The sequence below is a fragment of the Pseudomonas hunanensis genome (genome assembly GCF_013393325.1).
Classification (GTDB): Bacteria; Pseudomonadota; Gammaproteobacteria; order Pseudomonadales; family Pseudomonadaceae; genus Aquipseudomonas; species Aquipseudomonas putida_P.
This window is the reverse complement of the sequence record NZ_QJRC01000093.1, coordinates 1-14,975: the sequence shown is the minus strand read 5'-3', so window position 1 is coordinate 14,975 and position 14,975 is coordinate 1. Positions and strand designations below refer to the sequence as shown.

Below are 14,975 nucleotides of genomic sequence, written 5' to 3'. Positions count from 1 at the left end.
TTGTTACCGGTACCGAGGAAGTTGCTCTGGCTGATCGAACCACCGAGGATCAGGCCGGCGCTCTGGGCGAAACCGACGCTGGCGGTGATCGAGCCGGAGGCCTGCTCTTCGACGCTGTAGTTGACGTCGACCTGGTCGTCGGTGCCCGGCACCGGTGGGGTCTCGACGTTGACTTCCTTGAAGAAGCCCAGGCGCTCCAGACGGGTCTTGGACTGGTCGATCAGGTAGGTCGACGCCCACCCGCCTTCCATCTGGCGCATTTCGCGGCGCAGCACTTCGTCTTCGGTCTTGGTGTTGCCGCGGTAGTTGATGCGGTTGACGTAGGCACGCTTGCCCGGGTCGACCACGAACATGATGTCGACCGTGTGGTCCTGGTCGTTCGGCTGTGGCACGCCGTTGACGTTGGCGAAGGTGTAGCCTTCGTTACCCAGGCGGCGGGTGATCAGCTCGGAGGTGGTGGTCATCACCTTGCGCGAGAATACCTGGCCTGGCTGCACCAGCAGCAGCGACTTGACCTGGTCTTCCGGCACCTTGAGGTCACCGGACAGCTTCACGTCGCGAACGGTGTACTTCTCGCCTTCGTTGATGTTGACGGTGATGTAGACGTGCTTCTTGTCCGGCGTGATGGACACCTGGGTGGAGGCGATGTCCATGTTGATGTAGCCGCGGTCCAGGTAGTAGGAACGCAGGCGCTCCAGGTCACCGGAGAGTTTTTCACGGGCGTACTTGTCATCGTTCTTGAAGAACGACAGCCAGTTGGTGGTCTTCAGCTCGAACAGCTGCCCCAGGGTTTCATCATCGAACACGTTGTTGCCAACGATGTTGATGTGCTGGATGGCGGCGACGGTGCCTTCGTTGATCTTGATCTTCAGCGCCACACGGTTGCGCGGCTGCGGCACCACTTCGGCGTCGACCTCGGCCGAGTAGCGGCCCTGGGCCACGTACTGGCGTTGCAGCTCGTTACGCACACCTTCGAGGGTGGCACGCTGGAAGATTTCGCCCTCGGCCAGGCCCGATTGCTTCAGGCCCTTCATCAGGTCTTCGGTGCTGATCGCCTTGTTGCCTTCGATCTCGATGCTCGACACCGACGGGCGCTCGACCACGTTGATGATCAGCACATTGCCATCGCGGTTCAACTGGATGTCCTGGAAGAACCCGGTCTTGAACAGGGAACGGGTCGAGTCCACCAGGCGGCGGTCATCGGCCTGGTCGCCGACGTTCAGCGGCAGGGCACCGAACACACTGCCGGCGGAAACCCGCTGCAGGCCGTTGACGCGGATGTCGGCGATCCTGAAGGGGGAGGCCTGGGCCAGCGTGGCTTTCAGCAACAGGATGGAGAGCAACAGGCGCGGGTAGTTCATCGGGGGTTCCAGACAAGCGGATTCGGAGTGCAGCACGTGCGGGCAACCCGCATGCGGCGGGCGATGAGGATACGGGCGGGCTGTGTACGGCGCGGTTAGCCGAGGGTAAAGATGTGTAAAGTCCGACCGGCCGGCGGTGACAGTGCCCGCCTGCAGGGTGATCATTACGGCCCCTGCAATTGCGATATCTGGCCCTGATGATCCCTGTGCTGCTGGTCGACGACGACCGCGAACTGACTGAAATGCTCTCTCTGTACCTGGCGCGCGAAGGCTTCCAGGCCACGGCCGTGGACACCGGTGAAGAGGGCGAGGCCCAGGCGCTGTCCGGTAACTACCAGGTGGTGGTGCTGGACGTGATGCTGCCCGGTATCTCCGGTATCGAAGTGCTGCGCCGTGTGCGTGCACGCAGCCAGGTGCCGGTGCTGCTGCTGACCGCCCGTGGCGACAACATCGACCGCATTGCCGGCCTTGAACTGGGGGCCGATGACTATGTGCCCAAGCCCAGTTCCCCGGGGGAACTGGTGGCACGTCTGCGGGCGATTCTGCGCCGGGTACAGCCACAGCAGATGGGCGAGGCCAGTGCGCCCGAACAGCTACGCACCGGGGCATTGAAAATGTGGCCGGGCCGACGCGAGGCGCACTGGGGCGACGCTACGCTGGAGCTGACCGGCTCCGAGTTCAGCCTACTGGAGGCATTGGCCCGTCAGGCTGGCCAGTTGGTCAGCAAGCAGGACCTTTCGCTTAATGCCCTGGGCCGGCCGCTGACCCGTTACGACCGGCGTATCGACGTGCATGTCAGCAGCATTCGGCAAAAACTTGGCCCGCGCGCCGACGGCAGCAGCTGGATCCAGAGCGTGCGTGGCATGGGCTACATGTTGATCGTCGAATGATGCGCCGGCGCCTGTTCTGGAAGCTGTTTCTGGCGTTCTGGCTGGCCAACTGCCTGACCTTCCTGGTGGGGGCGGGCGCTTTCATGCTCAATGACTGGCGTGGCGATACGCCGGCGCTGCGCTCGCTGCTGGCCACCGAACTGCAGCTGTTGCAGCGTTACGGCGAGCAGGCAGGCCGACAGCTGCTTGAGGTATCACCGCAACCGCCCGATGTACAGGTGGGCCTTTACGACAGCCAAGGCCAGTTGCTGGCCGGCAGAGCGGTGCCGGTGGCGCGTTTCGAGCAGGCGTTGAGCGACCGTGAAGGTCGCCCGCTGGTGCTACGTGCTTCGGTGGCCACGGTGCTTGGCGAGCCACCGCGCCCGCGTGGTATGGGCCCGTTGTTTACCGGCACGCTGATGAGTGCACTGTTCGCCTTCCTGTGCAGCTTGTACCTGACTCGCCCGCTGGCCTGGTTACGTGAGGCGATGGGCCAGGTAGCCCAGGGCCGCTTCGATGTGCGGGTAAAGCCCAGGCTCGGTAAGCGCCGCGACGAGATCGTCGAGCTGGCGGAGGACTGCGACCGCATGGCCGGTCAGCTGAAGGCACTGGTGCAGGCGCAGCAGAACCTGCTGCACGATATTTCCCACGAACTGCGTTCACCGCTGACGCGCATGCATGCTGCCATTGGCCTGATGCGCCAGCAGCCCGACCGGCACGACATGCTGGAGCGGGTGGAGCGCGAATCGCGGCGCATGGATGACCTGATCGAGCAGTTGTTGACCTTGGCCCGCGCCCAGGCTCGCCAGGGCGATAGCGACTTTGCCAGCGTGGATGTGGTGGAGCTGCTGGCGCAGATCGTCGAAGACGCCCGCTTCGAGGCCGGCATGAAGCAGTGCCAGGTGTCTTTGCAAGCCCAGGGTGCGTTTCTCATCCACGGTCATGAAGAACTGCTGTACCGGGCGTTCGAGAACATCATCCGCAACGCGGTGCGCTACACCGCAGTTGGTACGGAGGTGTTGGTGGAGGCCGCTATGGCGCCGGGTGGGCAATGGTTTCAGGTCTGTGTCAGCGACCATGGGCCGGGCGTAGATCCGGCGCGCCTGCCGCGGATCTTCGAGCCGTTCGACCGGGGTGCCGACAGCGATGGTGATGGTTTCGGCCTGGGCTTGGCTATCGCCCAGCGGGCCATTGCCCTGCACGGCGGTAGTATCACTGCGCAGGCCGCCGCCACTGGTGGTCTGCGGGTGCGCATCGAACTGCCACAGGCAAGCCCGGCTTGAGCCATTGAGGCCGTAAAGCGGCCTGAATGGCTCAAGCCGTGAGCGTCGGTACGAACATGCCGGTCTTCACATTGCTCATCGAAACCAACGTCTTGAAGCGTTTGACATTGTTGTTTTCGAAGAACAACTCACGGGTCAGCTGGGTGTACTGCTCCATGTGCCGCACCAGCATGATCAGCACGAAATCGCATTCCCCCGCCACGTAGTAGCACTGTTGCACCTGCGGGCAGGCGAGGAAGGTGCGCTTCATCTCGTCCAGCAGGTCCAGCCGCTCGTTCTCCACTTCGACCTCGGTGATTACGGTCAGCGTGTAACCCAGATGCACGGCATCCACCTGTGCCACCGTGCCACGGATCACGCCGTCGGCCGCCATTTTCTTCAAGCGCCGGTTCACCGCTGCCGAGGACAGGTTGACCTGCGTGCCCAGGTCCAACTGCGACGTCCCGGCATTGCGCTGTACGGCCTCGAGCAGGGCCAGATCGAAGTGATCGAGGGGCATGAAGGTATCTCCGTTGCTAAGCAGCGCCAAAGGCTGGAAAAGCGTAATGAAATTGCATGAAAAGGTCGAAAATCAAGTTTTTCGTACGCTTTCGCCGAATAGAATTCTCCCATGATCAAACAGGGTGCGCTGCCATGGCATGGCACCCAAGGAGAAACGGTTGATGAATACGAGTACCCCGTTGCAATTGGACGGCGCGTTGCTATTGCAGCAAATCAGTGCGCTGGGGCAAGTAGGCGTCGACCCCATTCACGGCGGACGCACTCGGATTGCGCTGACCGATACAGAAAAGGCTGGGCGCGATCTGCTGGTTGAATGGATGCATGAGCTTGATCTCGAGGTGCAGATCGATCGCATCGGCAACATTTTCGGCACGTTGCGCTCAGCTACTGACAGCGGTGCCCAGCGCCCACTGATGATGGGTTCGCACATCGATACCGTCACCAATGCTGGCGCCCTGGATGGCTGCTACGGGGTGCTGGCGGGGCTGGCAGTGATACGTGCTTATCGTGAGGCAGGGCGGCAGCCCGAGCGTTCGATCACCGTTGGCGCCTTTACCAACGAAGAGGGCGTGCGCTACCAGCCAGACATGATGGGCTCGTTGGTATACGCCGGTGGCCTATCGTTGCAGCAGGCCCTGGATACGCTTGGCACCGACGGCACGCGGCTGGGCGACGAATTGGCGCGTATTGGCTATGCCGGCACAATGCAGCCAGGGGCCGTGGTGCCGCACGAATACCTTGAGCTGCACATCGAGCAGGGCCCGATCCTTGAGGCCGAGAACACCCTGATTGGCGTGGTCGAGAACCTGCAAGGCATTTCCTGGCAGCAGGTAGAGGTGCTGGGCCATGCCAACCATGCCGGCACCACACCGACTCACCTGCGCCATGATGCCGGTTTCGTGGCCAGTGCCATCGTTGCCGAACTGCGCGCCATGGCCGTAGATTCTGGCACGACCCTGGCCACCGTCGGCTGCATGCGGTTCGAGCCAAACCTGATCAACGTCATTGCACGCAAGGCGACCTTCACCGTCGACCTGCGCGACCCGGACGAAACCTGCCTGGCTCACGCCGAAAACCGCCTGAGCCAATACCTGGATTCCCTCGCCAAGCGTGAAGGCGTGAGCATCGCTACGGAGCGCCTGGTGCGCTTTGAACCAGTTGCCTTCGATGCCGGCCTGGTCGATGCGATCGAAGCCTCGGCGCGGCGCTTGGGCTTCAGCCACCGACGCATGACCTCTGGTGCCGGGCACGATGCGCAAATGATCGCCCGCATAGCGCCGGCTGCGATGATCTTCGTGCCCAGTCAGGGCGGCATCAGCCACAACCCGCGCGAGTTTACCGCTGACGATCACCTCGTTCAGGGGGCGCAGGTGTTGCTGGATGTCGTGAGCCATCGCCTGGCCCACACCTGATATTCATTGAAAAAACCGCCCACGGCAGTTTGGCTGCAGCGGCATGGGCTTGCTGATACTTGTAGAACGGAGTGCTGCATGTTTGTTTCCAACCCCAAGGCTGGCCGCCAGCCATACCCACAAGCGTTGCGAACTGTGATGAGCATTGCCAAGGCCGAAGAAAGCCGCCAGTGGCTGACCGGTTGGTCGTGCCTGAATGCTGGGGCCACGCCGCTGTACGGTTTGCCTGACCTGGCCGCAGAACTGGGCATAGCCCAGCTGTCGGTCAAGGATGAATCGGTGCGCTCGGTGCTGGGTAGCTTCAAGGCCCTTGGGGCGCCGATCGCCTTGGTTCGGTTGATTCTGCGAACCTTCCCCGAACAGCCTTTCGCGCCCCATGGGTTGCTGGAGGGCCATTATGCGGATCTGCTGGCCGGCTTTACCGTCGTCAGTGCCACTGATGGCAACCATGGCAAAGGCCTGGCGGCAGCAGCACACAGCATAGGCTGTCGCTGCGTGATCGTGCTGCACGCCAATGTCAGCATCGAGCGTGAGCAGGCGATTGCCGCCTACGGCGCACAGATCGTGCGGGTTGCCGGCAACTATGACAAGTCGGTCGAGCACGCCGCCGTGCTGGCGGCGAGCAATGGCTGGACCGTGGTTTCCGATACCTCGTATGAAGGCTATGAGGAGATCCCACGCGACGTGATGCAAGGCTACGCAACCATCGCCGCGGAAATCATCGAAGCCACCGTCGGGCAGCCACCGTTCACTCATGTGTTCCTGCAGGGCGGGGTAGGTGGCTTGGCAGCTGGCATCGTCAGCTACCTGTGGGAACACTTCGGCGAGCAGCGCCCGCTGTTTGTCATGGTCGAACCCGAGCAGGCCGACTGCCTGTACCAAAGTGCGATGCTTGGCAAGCCGGCCAGGGCTGTTGGCTCGGTGGACTCGGTCATGGCCGGCCTGGCCTGTGGCGAGACATCGCCCCTGGCATGGCGCTTTCTGGAGCCGAGCATCGATTGTTTCATGACCATCAGCGACGACGAGGCCGTGGCCGCCATGCGCCGCCTGTCAGCCGGCAGCGTTCGTGACATTCCATTGATCGCGGGTGAGTCAGGTGTCGCCGGGTTGGCTGGGCTGGCCCGCCTGGTCAAGGACTCGGGCGCAGCCGCCAGCCTGGGGGTCGGTAGAAATGCCCGTATTCTCTTCATCAACACCGAAGGTGCCACCGCCCCCGGCGTTTACGCCGAGCTGTTGGGCGAAACGGCCGCCTCGGTGCTGGCGCGCCAGCAGTGCTGGGCCTAACGACCGGATGTTTCAGTGGCCGCCTTTCATCCGCCGTGCCAACAGATAGATACCCAGGCCAACCAGCGCCGTCGCCGCGCCGATGAACCCGGTGCTGGTCCAGCCCATGCCGGCAGTGATCGCCATGCCGCCCAGCCATGGCCCCAGTGCATTGGCCAGGTTGAACGCCGCATGGTTCGACGCGGCGGCCAGGCTTGGCGCTTCATGAGCAATGTCCATCAGGCGGATCTGCAGCGGTGCGGCCAGGGCGATCATGGTACCCACCAGGCCGATGCCCAGCAGCAGGCTCCACAGTGCCTGGGCGGCGAAGGTGAAGAACAGCAGCACGGCAATCGACCACATCAACACCAGCCCTACCGCGCGGAATTGCAGGCGGTCGAACAGTTTGCCGCCCGCGATGTTGCCGACGATACCGCCAACACCGAACGCCGCCAGGCCGAACGGAATCCACTGCGGCGAGACCTGGGTCACTTGCAGCATGGTCGGCGCCAGGTAGCTGAACACGCAGAACATGCCGGCAAAGCCGATGGAAGCGATGGCCAGCGCCATCCATACCTGCGGGAGGGTAAAGGCCTGCAGTTCCTTGCGTGGGTCGCTGCGTACTTCGTCGTGACGCTGGGGCACGAAACGCCAGACCAGGGCGATGGTGCACAGGGCAATCGCGCCGACCAGCACGAAGGCCGAACGCCAGCCGAAATACTGGCCCAGGAACGTGGCCACCGGGTTGCCGAGCAACATGGCCAGGGTCAGGCCCATCATCACCCGAGCGACGGCACCTGCACGTTGATCTTTGGCCACCATGCTCGAAGCCACCACAGCCGCAATGCCGAAGTAGGCGCCGTGGGGCAGGCCACTGATGAAGCGGAAGGCGACCAGGCCGCCGAACGAGGGGGCGAAGGCCGTGGCCAGGTTGCCCAAGGCATACAGCAGCATCAACAGCAGCAGCATGTGCTTGCGCAGCAGTTTGGCACCGAGAATTGCCAGGGTAGGGGCGCCGACCATCACCCCCAGTGCATAGGCGCTGATGGCATGGCCCACCTGTGGCTCGCTCAACTGCAGGTTGCTGGCTATGTCGGGCATCAGGCCCATGATGGCGAATTCGCCGGTGCCGATGGCGAAGCTGCCCAGCGCCATGGCGGCTTCCATCTTGGCGACGGTGCTTTTACTGGCGAGCGGGGGGAGTTCCTGGACTGACATCTGTATCCCTATTGAAACATGCTGAAACGTTCAAGGCGGGATCATAGTCAATCTGTGACTGCAACGTCGAGGACGCTGGACGGCTATTCAGCGTGTCGGGGGGCAATCACAGTGTCAGCTTCTTGCTGAACTTTGTCTCCATGACAATGTGCGAAGCAGTGTGGGTCACGCCCTTGATCATGTTGATGCGGGTCAGCTCGGCATTCAGCTCCCCCAGCGTGTGGGTGGTCAGGTGGATGATGAAGTCCATTTCACCCGACACCGCATACACCGCCTGCACCGAGTCCATCTTGCGCAAAGTGGTCATCACGTCGGTGTAGCTCTTGTTGCTGCATGAAGTCATGGTGAAGCAGTTGATCACTTGCTGCAGCTTGTCCTGGTCGATGCGCACGCTGTAGCCGGTGATGACCCCGGCGTTTTCCAAGCGGTTGATGCGCTCCTGCACCGCAGAACGCGACACGCCCAGCTTGCGCGCCAGCGAGGCGGTGGGCTCGCGGGCGTTGGCCTGCAGCAAGGCCAACAGTTGCCGGTCTTTTTCGGTCAGTTTGAACAGCGCGCCGGGTGGGAGGGCGTCCATGGTGGTTCCTGGTGATTGTTCTTAGTGGTTGTACTGCGCGCGGGCTTCCTGAAACTTGTCCATCAGCTTCAGGCCGGCATACACCGTTTGCGCCGCCGCTGGCCCGAACGGCCCGCCGTTCCATTCCAGGCCGTAGGCGTCGAACAGGCGGTAGCGGTCACTTTCGTTACAGACTGCCTCGGCGATTACCCGTGCACCCACGGGTGCGGTGTTCATACCATGGCCCCCAAATGAAGTACAGGCCCACAACCCCGGGCCCAGAGGGCCGATGTGCGGCATCTTGTGGCGGGCGTAACCCATCAGCCCAGACCAGGCCTTGGCGATTTTCAAACCCTGCAGTTGTGGGTACACGCTAAGGATGTCACGGGTCAGCAACTGTCCCAGGCGCTGTTCGTCCTGCAGGTTGCGCGTGGTGATATGGCCACCCCACAGCAGGCGGTCACCCTCGACGATGCGGTAGTAGTCCGAGGCGCGGCGGTTGTCGCCCACTGCGTCTGTAGTACGTACTACATCGCGCAGGCGCTCACCCAGGTGCTCGGTCAGCACCACGTACGTGGCAATCGGCAGAAACGCACGGCGCAACTGGCCAAACTCAGGGCCGCCGTAGCCGCCGCAGCAGTACACCACATCGCCGCAGCTGACCGCCCCCTGGGCGGTGACCACCCGATGGTGGCCGGCCTTGCGTTCCACCCGCAGCATTGGCGATTGTTCGTGTATGCGGCCACCGGCCAGCTCGACCAACTCGGCCAGGCCCAGGCAGTAGTTCAGCGGGTGGAAGTGAAAGCCATGGCTATCACGCAGCCCCTGGAAGTAGCGGTCGGTGTTCAGACGGCTGCGCAGCGCCTGGGTATCGAGGTACTCCATGTCGAAATTGAAGTCGCGGGCCATGCGGTCGCGGGTGCGCTGCAGGTTGTCGGCGTCGTCGTAGCGCACCACGCTGAGTTTGCCGGTGGTTGCCGCGCAGCCTGGCAGTTGGTGGCGGGCGATGGTGTCGCGGACGATATCGACCCCCTCCAGCGACAGCCGGAACAGCGCCGCGGCGGTCTGCTTGCCGCAGCGCCGCTCGATCGCCGACAGCCCTTCGGACCAGCCTTGCAGCACGAAGCCGCCATTGCGCCCGGAGGCGCCCCAGGCCACCCGTGCCGCCTCCAGCAACACCACCGAGCGCCCGCGCATCAGCAGCTCGCGGGCCAGGCTAAGGCCTGCCAGGCCGCCACCGATCACGCACACATCGGCGCGGCTTTCACCTGTCAGTGCCGGGCGCAGGGGGGCAGCGCGCATGGTCCCGGTGTAGTAGTTATTGCTGTAGCTGGACATCGGCTGGGTCATCCTTTTGCTGGGAGCTGTACGTTTTGCGGGCATGAGGGTGCCGCACGCCCTTCAAGGGAAGGGCGCTGGCCTGCGGGTCTGGGGGTTACTGCACTTGCGTGAGGTCGGCGCCGTACCACTTCTCGGACAGCTGTTTCAGCGTACCGTCGGCCTTCATGCCCTCGACCGCCTTGGCCAGTTCGGCGTTGAAGGCGTCGTCGCCCTTGTCGGTGGCGATGGCCAGTGGCTCGTAGTAGGCGGGCTTGCCCTGCACGGGGGTGATCGGGTATCCAGCCTTGATCGCACCCATGACGGTTGGCAGTGCCGACAAGGTGGCATCCAGGCGGGTGCCGTTGCCCATGCGCAGGTCGTCCAGCGGGCCCATGCTGTCGCCATAGGTCTGCACTTCGCCTGGCTCTACGCTGTAGCTGAAGGCTGGCACATCCGCTGCGTCGATTTTCAGCCGGCGGTTGATGTAGTCCTCGGAAGTGGTACCGGCCTCGACGCCGATGGTCTTGCCGTTAAGGTCGGCAGTGTTGCTCCCGGCGGCGTCCTTGTGCACGGCGAAGACGTAGGGGGTGTAGTAGTAGATGGCCGGGAAGTCGAGCACCCGGCCACGCTCGGTGGTGGGGGTCATCGAACCGACCGACAGGTCCCAGCGGCTGGCCCAGCGCCCTGCCGTGATGATGCCGTACTCGGGGGTGACGAAGGCCACTTGGGTGCCCAGGCGTTTGCCGATCTCGTTGGCTACATCGATGTCGAAGCCCTTGAGGGTATTGTCCTCGCCAAGGAACGACTGCGGTGGCCAGTTGGCGGCGGTGGCCACGTTCATGACCTTGCTCTGGTGGATGCGGTCAAGGGTGGCACCGGCCCAGGCGGCGCCGGCCATCAGGGTCAGGCTGCCGGCAACGGCGGTGAGTGCGAACAAGCGTGCGACTGGGTTCATTCGGTAAGTCTCCGGGCATGCAATTGTTGTTGTGGTGTTGGCACAGCGGTAGACACAGGCCTCAATGACTGAGGATCTGCGAGAGGAACTCCCTGGCACGTGCGTGGCGCGGGTTGTCGAAAAACGCGTTGGGCTGGCCTTGTTCGATCACCTGGCCCTGGTCCATGAAGATGATGCGGTCGGCCACCCGGCGGGCGAAGCCCATTTCGTGGGTAACGCACAGCATGGTGATGCCGTCCTGGGCCAGCTCGCCCATGACGTCGAGCACTTCCTTGACCATTTCCGGGTCCAGCGCCGAGGTGGGTTCGTCGAACAGCATGATGCGTGGTTTCATGCACAGCGCGCGGGCAATGGCCACGCGTTGTTGCTGGCCACCGGAAAGCTGCCCGGGGAACTTGTCGGCCTGGCTGGCGATGCGCACCCGGTCCAGGTACTCCAGCGCCAGGGCACGGGCCTGGGCCTCGCTGAGCTTGCTGACCAGGCGCGGGCCGAGCATCAGGTTTTCCAGTACGGTCAGGTGCGGGAACAGGTTGAACTGCTGGAACACCATACCCACCTGGCGGCGGATGGCCGCCACGCTGGCCGCGTCGCGGCCCAGCAGGTTGCCGGCGATCAGCACCTGGCCTTTCTGGAAGTCTTCGAGCAGGTTCAGGCAGCGGATCAATGTGGATTTGCCCGAACCGGACGGCCCACAGACCACCACGATTTCGCCACTGGCGATCTCCAGGTCTATGCCCTTGAGCACGTGAAACTCGCCGTACCATTTCTGCAGGCCACGAATCGATATGGCGGCCTGGCCGATACCGGGGGTGAAAGGTTGGTTCATCATGGGGCTCCTCGATCAGCGATGGGCGCGGTCGAAACGTTTTTCCAGGCGCGACTGCACGGCTTCGAGCAGGATCGACAGCACCCAGTACAAGACGGCGGCGGTGATCAACATTTCCAGGTGGCGAAACTCCGCACGGCCCTGGGTGCGGGCGAGGAACATCAGCTCCCACACACCGATCACCGACACCAGCGAGCTGTCCTTGAGCATGGAGATGAACTGGTTGCCGGTGGGCGGGATGATCAACCGCATCGACTGCGGCAGGATTACCCGGGTCATGGCCTGGAAGGGGGTCAGGCCGATCGCCCGCGAAGCTTCCCATTGCCCGCGCGGGATGCTGCTGATACCGGCGCGGAAGATTTCCGTCATGTAGGCGCCGTAGCACAGCGACAACGCCAGGATCCCCGCCGGCACGGCACCGACTACATAGCCGAGCTGGGGGATACCAAGGTAGATCAGGTAGATCTGGATCAGCAGCGGCACGCCGCGAAAGAACGAGGTGTAGAAGCTGGCAATGGCGATGGCGAAGCCGTTGGACGACAGCCGTGCGGTTGCGCCCAGCAGCGCCAGGACGAAGGCGATGGCGATCGAGAGGGTGGACACGTAGACGGTGGTGAACACCCCTTGCGTGATCATGAAACCGACCTTGGTGGCGATGAAGCTGTAGGACAGGTCGAAGGTGTCGAAAAACAGCAGAAACAACAGCAACAGTTCGCACCAGACCGTAATCACCTGGGCCCGCAACGGAAAGCGGCCAAGGATGAACACGTTCAATACCAGGGTCACGGCCAGGGTGCCGGCCACGGCGATGTTGCGCATCAGCGGTGCCTGCAGGTCGAGCACGATCGGGCCCATCAGCCGGGCCAGGCTACCGTCGCCCACGCCGTAGAGCAGGGCGAGGGCGAAGATCACGGCGGCGGCCATACCCATGAATGCCGGGTTGTCGGTCGCGCGCGGTTTGACGATATGGTCTCTGTACATGGGGGCGTGCCTCACGGAGCTGGGCTCGTTTGTTGTTGTGGGGTCATTGTAGGGAGGCGAAGCGCAGGCAAGAACCTGGCGAACTGCAATGATTCTGCTGTTTCCAATTGCATTTGCTTGGGCATGAACCTGACATATGCAACAGGATGCCTGTCAGATCGTTTGCCCTGTTGCAGGGGTGAGTACGGATGTAGGCTTGGCAAGCGGCGTGAATAAGCGCCATACATTCGGTTCACAAGGACAACTGCGATGTCGGACACCCCGCGTAACTCACTGCTCATCGACGGGCCGCTCGGCCAGATCGAGCTGTTGATCGACTACCCCGCTGGCGCGCCGAAGGGGCTGGTGCTGGTCAGCCACCCGCAACCGCTGCTGGGCGGCAGCCCACGGCATATCGTGCCGCTGACCTTGGCACGGCAGTTATGTGCAGCCGGCTGGCAAGTGGTGCGGCCGAGCTTTCGTGGGGTGGGACAGACGCAAGGGGTGCATGACGAAGGCATCGGCGAAGCGCAGGACTGCATTGCGGTTATTCGTCACTTCAGCCGGGAACTGCCAAAGCTGCCGCTGGCCCTGGTCGGGTTTTCCTTTGGTGCCTACGTGTTCGCGCGTGTGGCTTGTGAGCTTGAAGGGCAGCTGCAGGCGGTGGCATTGCTGGGGCTGCCGGTGGGTGATGTGCCGGGCGGGCGTTATTACGAGCCATTGCCGGTGCCTGCGGATTGCCTGTTGCTGCATGGCGAACAGGATGAAATGGCGCCGCTGGCCAACCTGCTGCAATGGGCAGGCCCTGGCCAACGGGCGGTGTCGGTGTATGCCGGTGCCAACCACTTCTTCAAGGGCTGCCTGGGGCGCGCAGCGGAGCAGGTGATCGCCCATCTGGCCCTGAAAACTGCCGGTTATCGCTCCAGGTAGTGGGTTTGCGCGGCAAAGTCGATGAACCGCTTGCTGGCGAGCGAAAGGTATTCCCCCGAGCGCCAGCACAAGCGGAAACTCATCTGCTGTGCCGGCCGGAAGGGCACACCGACGATGCCTGGCGTGCGCTGTTGCACCGAGCGCAGCAGGGTGGCCACCCCCATGTTGTCCAATGCGGCCTGCACCACAAGCGAGACGAAGTTGCTCTGCAGCGCCACTTGGTAAGTGATGCCATGCTCGGCAAAGAACGCGTCCAGCAGATGGCGTTGCACGAAGGTGCGGTCGAACACCACCATGTCGGTATTACGCAGGTCTTCGGCGGTGAGGAAAGCCTTGCCGGCATAGGGGTGATCGGGGTGCATGCACGCCAGCATCTCGTCGCTGCCCAGCAGGATCGATTCCTTGTCCGGCGGCACACGCCGGGACTCCAGCAGTGCGAGGTCGATTTCCCGCTGCTCCAGCCGATGGCCAATGTCTTCGGCACTGCCTTCGAACACGGTCATGGCAATGCCTGGGTACAACTGGCGGAAGGCGTTCATCAAACCGGGCACGTAGTGCAGGCCGAACATCGGCGGAATACCCAGGCGCACTTCGCCGCGCTTCAGGTCGGCCATGTCGCGCAGTTCTTGTCGGGCAACATCCATCTCGCGCAGGGCCGAGGCAATGCGTGGCAGAAATTGCTCGCCTTCTGCCGTGAGGATCACTTTGCGCGTGGTGCGGTTGAACAGGGTGACGCCCAGTTCTTCTTCCAGCCGGGTAACGGCCATGCTCAGCGCTGGCTGGGCGATGTGCAGGTGCTGCGCGGCCTTGGTGAAGCTGCCTTGCCGGACGATTTCGACACAGCAACGCAATGCCTTGAGGTTCATTGAGGGGTGCTACCTTTCATGCGAGCTGCATTCATAACGAACTGTGATGCTAAGCATCATAACAATATATTTATTATTATTAACCAGAGGGCCTACGATGCGCGCCACTGAGACATCCTGCAACATCTCAGTCACGCAGCTTAATAAATCTGCAATCCCACAAAGATTTTGAGGTAGTACCCCAAATGGCCAAGGCCGCCGATGTCGTTGTGCAATGCCTGGAAAACGAAGGTGTCGAGTATGTATTCGGCATTCCTGGTGAGGAAAACCTCGACCTGCTCGAATCCCTGCGCAAGTCGAAGATCAAGCTGGTACTGACCCGTCACGAGCAGTCTGCAGGTTTCATGGCTGCCACCTACGGCCGCCTGACCGGCAAGACCGGCGTCAGCCTGTCGACCCTCGGCCCTGGCGCCACCAACCTGGTCACCGCCAGCGCCTATGCCTACCTGGGCGGCATGCCGATGATGATGATCACCGGGCAGAAGCCGATCAAGAAGTCCAAGCAGGGCCGCTTCCAGATCATTGACGTGTGCGGCATGATGGACCCCATCACCAAGTACACCCACCAGTTCGCCTCGGCCGACAACATCCCGTCGCGCATGCGCGAAGCCTTCCGCCTGGCCGAAGAAGAAAAGCCGGGGGCGGTACACCTGGA

15 protein-coding genes are annotated in these 14,975 nt (G+C 62.8%); 6 read left to right on the top strand and 9 right to left on the bottom strand.

From position 1 onward, the window contains the following. The coding region (gene bamA / locus DM807_RS15350; RefSeq protein WP_179027518.1) for an outer membrane protein assembly factor BamA at positions 1-1,361 on the bottom strand (1,361 nt) is incomplete at its 3' end. A 197-nt stretch (positions 1,362-1,558) separates the two neighbouring features. On the opposite strand from bamA, the gene DM807_RS15345 reads away from it, so the two are divergent. Next, positions 1,559-2,251 (top strand): response regulator transcription factor, encoded by a 693-nt coding sequence (locus DM807_RS15345; RefSeq protein ID WP_012272212.1) that lies wholly within the window; start codon positions 1,559-1,561, stop codon positions 2,249-2,251. Continuing rightward, positions 2,248-3,513 carry a HAMP domain-containing sensor histidine kinase gene (locus tag DM807_RS15340; RefSeq protein WP_060494590.1) on the top strand — a complete coding sequence of 422 codons (1,266 nt, stop codon included), beginning with the start codon at positions 2,248-2,250 and terminating at the stop codon, positions 3,511-3,513. Before DM807_RS15345 ends, DM807_RS15340 begins: the two co-directional genes overlap by 4 nt. A 31-nt stretch (positions 3,514-3,544) precedes the next feature. On the opposite strand, the gene DM807_RS15335 is transcribed toward DM807_RS15340, so the two are convergent. Then, positions 3,545-4,012 (bottom strand): Lrp/AsnC family transcriptional regulator, encoded by a 468-nt coding sequence (locus DM807_RS15335; protein WP_012272214.1) that lies wholly within the window; start codon positions 4,010-4,012, stop codon positions 3,545-3,547. Positions 4,013-4,175: 163 nt separating this feature from the next. Between DM807_RS15335 and DM807_RS15330 the strand changes: the two genes are divergently transcribed. Continuing rightward, positions 4,176-5,426 carry a Zn-dependent hydrolase gene (locus DM807_RS15330; protein ID WP_060494589.1) on the top strand — a complete coding sequence of 417 codons (1,251 nt, stop codon included), beginning with the start codon at positions 4,176-4,178 and terminating at the stop codon, positions 5,424-5,426. Positions 5,427-5,504: 78 nt separating this feature from the next. After that, positions 5,505-6,710 (top strand): diaminopropionate ammonia-lyase, encoded by a 1,206-nt coding sequence (locus DM807_RS15325; RefSeq protein WP_012272216.1) that lies wholly within the window; start codon positions 5,505-5,507, stop codon positions 6,708-6,710. A gap of 12 nt (positions 6,711-6,722) precedes the next feature. Here DM807_RS15325 and DM807_RS15320 read toward each other — a convergent pair whose 3' ends face one another. The 6 genes from DM807_RS15320 to DM807_RS15295 form a co-directional block, all read right to left on the bottom strand. Continuing rightward, positions 6,723-7,907 carry an MFS transporter gene (locus DM807_RS15320; RefSeq protein ID WP_012272217.1) on the bottom strand — a complete coding sequence of 395 codons (1,185 nt, stop codon included), beginning with the start codon at positions 7,905-7,907 and terminating at the stop codon, positions 6,723-6,725. A gap of 106 nt (positions 7,908-8,013) precedes the next feature. Further along, positions 8,014-8,484, bottom strand: a complete 471-nt coding sequence (locus DM807_RS15315) for an Lrp/AsnC family transcriptional regulator (RefSeq protein WP_012272218.1) — start codon at positions 8,482-8,484, stop codon at positions 8,014-8,016. 21 nt (positions 8,485-8,505) lie between these two features. After that, entirely contained in the window at positions 8,506-9,801 is a 1,296-nt protein-coding gene (locus DM807_RS15310) for an NAD(P)/FAD-dependent oxidoreductase (protein WP_060494588.1), read from the bottom strand. A gap of 97 nt (positions 9,802-9,898) precedes the next feature. Beyond that, entirely contained in the window at positions 9,899-10,738 is an 840-nt protein-coding gene (locus tag DM807_RS15305) for an ABC transporter substrate-binding protein (protein WP_012272220.1), read from the bottom strand. A gap of 61 nt (positions 10,739-10,799) precedes the next feature. Then, positions 10,800-11,564 carry an amino acid ABC transporter ATP-binding protein gene (locus DM807_RS15300; protein ID WP_179027517.1) on the bottom strand — a complete coding sequence of 255 codons (765 nt, stop codon included), beginning with the start codon at positions 11,562-11,564 and terminating at the stop codon, positions 10,800-10,802. Positions 11,565-11,579: 15 nt separating this feature from the next. Beyond that, complete coding sequence (locus DM807_RS15295; RefSeq protein ID WP_012272222.1) at positions 11,580-12,545, bottom strand: amino acid ABC transporter permease; 966 nt, start codon at positions 12,543-12,545, stop codon at positions 11,580-11,582. 249 nt (positions 12,546-12,794) lie between these two features. On the opposite strand from DM807_RS15295, the gene DM807_RS15290 reads away from it, so the two are divergent. Then, positions 12,795-13,454 carry an alpha/beta hydrolase gene (locus tag DM807_RS15290; protein ID WP_179027516.1) on the top strand — a complete coding sequence of 220 codons (660 nt, stop codon included), beginning with the start codon at positions 12,795-12,797 and terminating at the stop codon, positions 13,452-13,454. Here the strand turns inward: DM807_RS15290 and DM807_RS15285 are convergent. Further along, the gene (locus DM807_RS15285) at positions 13,439-14,320 is read right to left on the bottom strand and encodes a LysR family transcriptional regulator (protein WP_012272224.1); all 882 of its coding nucleotides are present in this window, start codon (positions 14,318-14,320) and stop codon (positions 13,439-13,441) included. The genes DM807_RS15290 and DM807_RS15285 overlap by 16 nt on opposite strands. Positions 14,321-14,505: 185 nt before the next feature. Here DM807_RS15285 and DM807_RS15280 point away from each other — a divergent pair. Beyond that, positions 14,506-14,975 (top strand): thiamine pyrophosphate-binding protein (locus DM807_RS15280; RefSeq protein ID WP_244965040.1); only part of this gene is annotated, 470 nt, incomplete at its 3' end.

What these genes read in the sequence shown, in the direction of transcription:
- DM807_RS15340 (WP_060494590.1), top strand. Translation starts at nt 2,248, where the DNA reads ATGATGCGCCGGCGCCTGTTCTGGAAGCTGTTTCTGGCGTTCTGGCTG.
- DM807_RS15290 (WP_179027516.1), top strand. Translation starts at nt 12,795, where the DNA reads ATGTCGGACACCCCGCGTAACTCACTGCTCATCGACGGGCCGCTCGGC.
- DM807_RS15325 (WP_012272216.1), top strand. Translation starts at nt 5,505, where the DNA reads ATGTTTGTTTCCAACCCCAAGGCTGGCCGCCAGCCATACCCACAAGCG.
- DM807_RS15320 (WP_012272217.1), bottom strand. Translation starts at nt 7,907, where the DNA reads ATGTCAGTCCAGGAACTCCCCCCGCTCGCCAGTAAAAGCACCGTCGCC.
- DM807_RS15310 (WP_060494588.1), bottom strand. Translation starts at nt 9,801, where the DNA reads ATGTCCAGCTACAGCAATAACTACTACACCGGGACCATGCGCGCTGCC.
- DM807_RS15300 (WP_179027517.1), bottom strand. Translation starts at nt 11,564, where the DNA reads ATGAACCAACCTTTCACCCCCGGTATCGGCCAGGCCGCCATATCGATT.
- DM807_RS15295 (WP_012272222.1), bottom strand. Translation starts at nt 12,545, where the DNA reads ATGTACAGAGACCATATCGTCAAACCGCGCGCGACCGACAACCCGGCA.
- DM807_RS15330 (WP_060494589.1), top strand. Translation starts at nt 4,176, where the DNA reads ATGAATACGAGTACCCCGTTGCAATTGGACGGCGCGTTGCTATTGCAG.
- DM807_RS15345 (WP_012272212.1), top strand. Translation starts at nt 1,559, where the DNA reads ATGATCCCTGTGCTGCTGGTCGACGACGACCGCGAACTGACTGAAATG.
- DM807_RS15315 (WP_012272218.1), bottom strand. Translation starts at nt 8,484, where the DNA reads ATGGACGCCCTCCCACCCGGCGCGCTGTTCAAACTGACCGAAAAAGAC.
- DM807_RS15335 (WP_012272214.1), bottom strand. Translation starts at nt 4,012, where the DNA reads ATGCCCCTCGATCACTTCGATCTGGCCCTGCTCGAGGCCGTACAGCGC.
- DM807_RS15285 (WP_012272224.1), bottom strand. Translation starts at nt 14,320, where the DNA reads ATGAACCTCAAGGCATTGCGTTGCTGTGTCGAAATCGTCCGGCAAGGC.
- DM807_RS15305 (WP_012272220.1), bottom strand. Translation starts at nt 10,738, where the DNA reads ATGAACCCAGTCGCACGCTTGTTCGCACTCACCGCCGTTGCCGGCAGC.